At 70.4% G+C, this 6,011-nt stretch carries 5 protein-coding genes and 4 pseudogenes; 4 read left to right on the forward strand and 5 right to left on the reverse strand.

What is annotated here, in order from left to right:
• The 3 genes and pseudogenes from GJ633_RS13075 to GJ633_RS13085 form a co-directional block, all read right to left on the reverse strand.
• Nucleotides 1-205 (reverse strand): annotated as a pseudogene (locus GJ633_RS13075) (argininosuccinate lyase); the annotation flags it as partial.
• A 4-nt stretch (nucleotides 206-209) separates the two neighbouring features.
• Entirely contained in the window at nucleotides 210-1,457 is a 1,248-nt protein-coding gene (locus tag GJ633_RS13080) for an argininosuccinate synthase (RefSeq protein WP_156589177.1), read from the reverse strand.
• A gap of 470 nt (nucleotides 1,458-1,927) precedes the next feature.
• Nucleotides 1,928-2,392: pseudogene (locus GJ633_RS13085) on the reverse strand (UbiA family prenyltransferase); the annotation flags it as partial.
• 47 nt (nucleotides 2,393-2,439) lie between these two features.
• On the opposite strand from GJ633_RS13085, the pseudogene GJ633_RS13090 reads away from it, so the two are divergent.
• Nucleotides 2,440-3,567: pseudogene (locus GJ633_RS13090) on the forward strand (NAD(P)/FAD-dependent oxidoreductase); the annotation flags it as partial.
• Nucleotides 3,568-3,584: 17 nt separating this feature from the next.
• Here GJ633_RS13090 and GJ633_RS13095 read toward each other — a convergent pair.
• Both GJ633_RS13095 and GJ633_RS17255 read right to left on the reverse strand, forming a co-directional pair.
• Nucleotides 3,585-4,025, reverse strand: a complete 441-nt coding sequence (locus GJ633_RS13095) for an Hsp20 family protein (protein WP_321169082.1) — start codon at nucleotides 4,023-4,025, stop codon at nucleotides 3,585-3,587.
• A 3-nt stretch (nucleotides 4,026-4,028) separates the two neighbouring features.
• On the reverse strand, nucleotides 4,029-4,184 hold the full coding sequence (locus GJ633_RS17255; protein WP_197431336.1) for a hypothetical protein: 156 nt from the start codon (nucleotides 4,182-4,184) through the stop codon (nucleotides 4,029-4,031).
• Nucleotides 4,185-4,405: 221 nt separating this feature from the next.
• Between GJ633_RS17255 and GJ633_RS13100 the strand changes: the two genes are divergently transcribed.
• The 3 genes and pseudogenes from GJ633_RS13100 to GJ633_RS18285 all read left to right on the forward strand — a co-directional run.
• A complete protein-coding gene (locus GJ633_RS13100; RefSeq protein WP_156589178.1) occupies nucleotides 4,406-4,906 on the forward strand; it encodes a zinc ribbon domain-containing protein in 501 nt (166 codons plus the stop codon).
• Nucleotides 4,907-4,925: 19 nt separating this feature from the next.
• Complete coding sequence (locus tag GJ633_RS13105) at nucleotides 4,926-5,750, forward strand: phosphatase PAP2 family protein (RefSeq protein WP_156589179.1); 825 nt, start codon at nucleotides 4,926-4,928, stop codon at nucleotides 5,748-5,750.
• A gap of 93 nt (nucleotides 5,751-5,843) precedes the next feature.
• Nucleotides 5,844-6,011 (forward strand): annotated as a pseudogene (locus tag GJ633_RS18285) (fla cluster protein FlaD); the annotation flags it as partial.

The following is a 6,011-nucleotide window of genomic DNA, read 5'->3' on the forward strand; positions in this document are numbered from 1 at the left end:
CGACGTCGTCGAGCGCGGCGAGGATCTCGCCCGCGACCGCGTCGTCGACGATCCCCTGCTCGGCGAGCATCACCGTGTGCGCGCGGTCGACCGCGAGGTCGGCCTCGAAGATCGCCGCGTCGGCCGCGAGGCTCGACAGGAACTCGCGGGCGGGGCCGCCGCTGAAGCGGTCGCGGCGGACGGCGGTGCCAGGGTCGTCGGTCATGTGATCACTCCCGTGTGTCGTCTGTCTCGCTCGTCTCGTCCATGCCGGATCCGTCGGTCGCCAGCTCGGGCTTCGAGACGCCCGCGTGGACCTCGTTGGCGAGCCGCTCCTGGAGGCCGTGGTACTTCGCGACGCCCGTGGCGTCCTCCTGGGCGATGCCGGCGACGTCCTCGGTGTTGAAGGAGGCCATCTCCTCGGAGTACACCGCGTACTCGGAGTCGCGGGCGACGACGCGGCAGTTGCCGCCCGAGACCTTCACGGTCGCCGAGCCGGTCACCGCCGCCTGGGTCTCGTCGACGAACGCGTTCAGCGCGTCGACGACCGGCGCGAACACGAGCCCCTGGTAGGCCTTCTCGGCCCACTCCTGTTCGATCCCCTTCTTGAACGAGCGCTCGTTCTTGGTGAGGACGAGGTCTTCGAGGGCCTGATGGGCCGTCAGCAGGACGGTCGCGGCCGGGTGCTCGTAGTTCTCGCGCACCTTCAGCCCGAGCATGCGGTCTTCCATCACGTCGGTGCGGCCGACGCCGTACGAGCCGGCGTGCTCGTTGAGGTGCTGGATGAGCGGCACGGGGTCCATCTCCTCGCCGTCGACGGCGACCGGGACGCCCGCCTCGAAGGTCACCTCGATGGTGGTCTCGCCCTCGGGCTCGGCGGTCCACTCGTAGATCTCTTCCGGCGGCTCGTAGTTGGGATTCTCCAGCTTGCCGCCCTCGACCGCGCGCGACCAGATGTTCTCGTCGATCGACCAGACGCCGCCGTCGCCCGCCTCGACGGGGAGGTCCTTCTCGGCGGCGTAGTCGATCTCCCACTGGCGGGTGAGTCCGAGTTCGCGGACCGGCGCGATGACCTCGAGGTCGGAGCCGCGCCAGACGGCCTCGAACCGGAGCTGGTCGTTGCCCTTGCCCGTACAGCCGTGCGCGATGGCGTCACAGCCCTGCTCCTCGGCGACCGCCAGGATGGCCTCGGCGATGACGGGACGCGCCAGCGCGGTACCGAGCGGATAGCCCTGGTAGGTGGCGTTCGTCTTCACCGCGTCGAAACACAGCTCCGCGAACTCGTCTTTCGCGTCGACCACGTGGAGGTCGAGCCCCAGCGCCTCGGCAGTCTCTTCGGCCTCGTCGAACTCCTCGGTCGGCTGTCCGACGTCGACGTTGACGCCGATGACCTCGTCGTAGCCGTACTCCTCTTTCAGTATCGGTACGCAGACGGTGGTGTCGAGTCCCCCACTGAACGCGAGTGCAACGCTCGTCATTACCGGAGAAGATCCCTTCTACACCCTTAAATTCAGCGATTTATATTTTGCAATAAATTCCTGGAGCGGACGCTAACGGGACGGAGAGCCGTGACTCTTCGGAACGAAACGGCGCGAACGCGACGAGGGATGAAAGGTTATCGGCCACGGGGGGCCGGTCGTCGCGCCGCGCCGGAAGCCGGTCGCGGCGGTCGGACGCCTCGTCGCGGTCGCGGGGCTCGTCGGCCTCGGACGAGAACGGCCTCGAGACGAGCCTCCGCGCTCATTACCAGTACGTAGTCGCGTTTCGTTATAAAAATATTCCGCAACGCCGACGGTGTCACGAGCCGCCCTCGCCTCCCGAATGGTGGGGGATGTCGACCGCGACGGTCGTTCAGTCCGGGCGAGCACCGACCGTCCTCCCCGGCGACGACTGACGGCGAGCATCGACCGTCCTCCCCGGCGACGACTGACGGCGAGCGCCGGACCGGTCAGACCGCCAGCGCGTCGAAGACGACCGCGAACAGCAGCAGTCCGAGGTACGCGTTCGACGCGTGGAACGCGCGGAACGCCGCCGCCTCCGTCTGCTCGTAGTGGAGCCGGACGACGGTCCAGAGGAAGACGGCGCCGAGCACCACGCCGACCGCGGCGTACAGCCCGCCGAGCGGGTCGGCGACCACCGGGAGCGCGACGGCGGCGACCAGCGTCGCGCCGAGGTACCAGAGGATGTGCCGACGGGTCGCCGTCTCGCCGCGGACCACGGGCATCATCGGGAAGCCGCCGCGCTCGTAGTCGTCTTTGTACGCCAGCGCGAGGTTATAGAAGTGCGCCGGCGTCCAGAGGAAGATGACCGCCGCGAGCAGGAGCCCGCCGCCGCCGACCTCGCCGCCCGCGGCGCCTCGGTGACGCTGTACGAACGCGACGGGCTCGGGGCGGCCAGCTCCGGACGCGCCGCCGGCGTGCTGTACGACGCGTACGCCGAGGACGTCGACGCCGCGATCGGCGCGCGAGCGATGGAGCGGTTCCGGGCGTCGACCGGTCGCTTCCGGGGTTCTCGTTCGTGCCCTGCCCGTACGTGGTCGCCGTCCGCGAGGGAGACCCCGACGCCGACGCGGTGCCGGCGATGGTCGACCGGATGCGCTCGCACGGCCGATCGGTGTCGCTCGTCGACCCCGAGACCCTCGGCGACCGCTTCCCGATCGCGACCGACGACCTCGCGGTCGCCGCGGTCGCCCGCGGCGCCGGGTGGTGTGACCCCGCGAGCTACGTCTCGGCGACGGGTGCGCGGGCGCGGCGCGAGGGAGCCGCGGTCGAGACCGGCACCGCGGTCGAACTCGCCGACGACGGACCGGAACTCCGGGTTCTGGGGGGGAACGCCGACGAGGAAGAGATCGGCGACGAGGAAATCGGCGACGGGAAGATCGACGACGACGCCGGGAACGAACGGGCGGCTCCCCTCGACCGTCGCGCGTTCGACGCGGTCGTCGTCGCGGTCGGGGCGCACACCGAGTCGTTCCTCGCCGACGCGGGGGTCGCCGTCCCCGTCGTCCCCTACCGCACGCAGGCGCTGACGGCCCGGGTCGCCTACGACGGCCCGATGACGTACGACGCGACCGCGGACGTCTACTGGCGCCCCCACCCGACGGGAGTGCTGGCCGGGGACGGCACCGAGCCGGTCCGAGCGGATCCCGACGGGTACGACCCCGCGGGCGACGACCGGTTCGTCGCGTCCGTCTCGCTAACGCTCCGAGAGCGTCTCGACGCGGTGGGTGCCGGCGGTTCGAACGTGGAGCGTCCCGAGGATTCGGACGCGGACCGTTCCGGGCTCGACGTGGACCGCGCGTGGGCCGGACTCTGCACGGCGACGCCCGACGGCGACCCGCTCATCGGTCCCGTCGGCGACCCGGCCGACCGGGTGTTTGTCGCCGCCGGCTGGCAGGGCCACGGCTTCATGCGCGCGCCGGCGGTGGGAGAACTCGTCGCGGAGGGCGTGCTGGCGTCGCTCGACGGCGTGCCGTTCGGCGCGCCGTCCTCGCCGTGGATCGACGCCTTCGACCCGAGGCGGTTCGACGGCGACGAGTCGTTCGAGATCGTGGAGGGGATGACGGTGGAGCGGCGCACCGACGGGTGATGCGCCGCGCCCCCCCGTCAGTTCTCGCCTGCGGGGCCGTCCGTCTCGTCTTCCTCGACGACCGCGACGTCGCGGGCGTCGCCCGTCTTCGGAATCTCGACCTGGAGGGTTCCGTTTCGGGTCAGCGTCGCGTTCGCGCCCTGCGGCGTCACGTTGGCGTCGCGGGGGAGTTCGGCGGTCCCCGAGAGGGAGATCCCCCGTCCCGGGAACACCATCTCGTACCCGTCGTAGAAGTCCCGGAACCGGTCGAGCTCGACCTCGACGGTGCGGTCCCGGAACGTCACGTTCAGGTTCTCGGCGGTGACGCCGGGAGCGTCGAAGACGACGAGGTACGCGTCGTCGCTCTCGAGGAGGTCGTACGAGAGCGGCCGGCGCTCCTGCAGTTTGCTCCACCCGCGGCCGACGCGTTCGAGGACGCGGCGGACCGCCGACCGCCCCGTCTCGACGATCGCGACCACGGGCTACACCTCGATCTCGGTGAGGTCGCTCTCGCCGCAGTACGGACACGAGAGGTCCTCGACCGAGTGGTCCTCCGGGACGTCGTACGTGTAGTGGTTCTCGAACATGTCGAGATCGCAGTCGTCGCGCTCGCACTTGACCTCCATCGTCGATGGCATATACGACACGGTAGTGTCGGGGTGGGCTTAAGCGACGTGGCGGCGGCCAGCCGCGAACCGCGGGCGACGGTCCCCGAACCGGAGGCGCCGACGGTCCGCAGACGCCGACGGACGCGCAGACGCCGGCGGATGCGCAGACGCCGACCGCGACAACGATCAGAGACGCAGACGCCGACCGCGACACCGCAGGCATAAATAGCCGCCGGCCGAACGTTCTCGACATGCGAGGTCAGTTGCGCCCCGTTCTCGCCGCCGTGCTAGCGATGGCGCTGCCGGGGCTCGGGCACCTCCTGTTGCGGCGGTGGGGCCGGGCGCTGCTGTGGCACGTGACGATCATCGGCGGCGGGCTCGCCCTGTTCGGGCTCTATGACGTGTCCATCGACCCGTCGATGACGAATCCGACGGAAGTCGCCGCCGCGCTGCCGACTGACGTCACCCTCCCGATCGTCCTGTTGTACGTGATCTCCGCGGTCGACGCCTACCTCGTCGGACGGGCCGACGCCGCCGAACGGGACCGCGCCGCCGCCGCGGAGACGCTCCGTCGCCGCGCCGCGAGCGTGAACGACGACGGGGCAGCGGGAGCGGCCGCCTCCGCGGCCGTCCCCGACGACGAGGCTGGGACGGTCGAGTGTCCGAGCTGCGGGAAAGAGACGGACGCCGACATCGACTTCTGTCACTGGTGTACCGAACCCCTGCCGTGGGCGACGGAGCCCGCAGAGTAACTCCACTTCTCCGTGATCGATGACGGTCTCGTTCGCGACGCTCGCGGCGCTCGTCGGCGGGACCACGACGGCTGCGATCGCAGCCCTCCTCCCGCTCTGTGTGGGGATCGACCGCGTCCGGGCGGTGCTCGCGGATCGCGACACGCTCCGCGAGCGCGCCGTCGAGGTCGCGCCGTTGGTCGGCGTGCTCGCCGCGATCCTCCTCGTGAATAAGGGACTGTTGCGGCAGATCGAGGCGTTCTCGTTCGAGTACGGCGTCCGAGCGACGACGGCGATATACGCGGTCGAGGGCGACCTCGTGGCCGCTGTGCAGGACGCGATCCCGGCATGGGGAGTGTACTACTTCGGGCCGATGTACGTGGTCGGCTACGTGGTCTTGCTCGCGTTCCCGGTCGTCGCGTACGCGTTCGCGGAGACGCTGCGCCCGCTGAAGCGGCTCGTCACGGCGTACGCCCTCAACTACGCCGTCGGCGTCGCGTGCTACGCGAGCGTGGTCGCGTACGGGCCGCGGAGCTACCACCGGGTCCCCGGTGCCGATCCGGACGCCGCGCGGGTGGACGCGGTCCTTCTCGACGCCTTCCGCGAGGTGACGAGGCTCACCGCTCGGGTCAACGTCGAGACGAACGTGTTCCCGTCGCTGCACACGGCGCTGTCGGTGACCGTGCTGCTCGCGGCCGTCTCGACGCACGACGAGTTCCCCCGGTGGACGCCCGTCGCCGCCCTCTTGGCGGGGAGCATCGTGGTGGCGACGATGTTCCTCGGGATCCACTGGGCGATCGACGTGGTCGCCGGCGTCGCCCTCGCCGGCGGCAGCGTCGCCGCCGCCGACCGACTCGTCCGATGACTCCGATAATCTCTCACAGTTGATAACTGCGCGCTAACTCTCATATACCCCACGCGAGACGGTTCTGGTACGGACGCGAACGACGGACGGAACATGAGTCTGAATCCACGGAACTACGACGTACGGGAGCTGCGCCGGATCGCGGGAACGCCGCGTGACGGCGCCGACGGGCCGACTCGGGAGCGGTCGCTCCGACGGCCGAACCGGAACCGAGCGGAGCAAGCAGCCCGCTCGGCCGCGTTCGTCGAGCTGCTCGGGCGT

It is taken from the genome of Halorubrum sp. CBA1125, from assembly GCF_009742825.1.
Taxonomy (GTDB): domain Archaea; phylum Halobacteriota; class Halobacteria; order Halobacteriales; family Haloferacaceae; genus Halorubrum.

What these genes read in the sequence shown, in the direction of transcription:
- GJ633_RS13080 (WP_156589177.1), bottom strand. Translation starts at nt 1,457, where the DNA reads ATGACGAGCGTTGCACTCGCGTTCAGTGGGGGACTCGACACCACCGTC.
- GJ633_RS17255 (WP_197431336.1), bottom strand. Translation starts at nt 4,184, where the DNA reads ATGCCATCGACGATGGAGGTCAAGTGCGAGCGCGACGACTGCGATCTC.
- GJ633_RS13100 (WP_156589178.1), top strand. Translation starts at nt 4,406, where the DNA reads ATGCGAGGTCAGTTGCGCCCCGTTCTCGCCGCCGTGCTAGCGATGGCG.
- GJ633_RS13105 (WP_156589179.1), top strand. Translation starts at nt 4,926, where the DNA reads ATGACGGTCTCGTTCGCGACGCTCGCGGCGCTCGTCGGCGGGACCACG.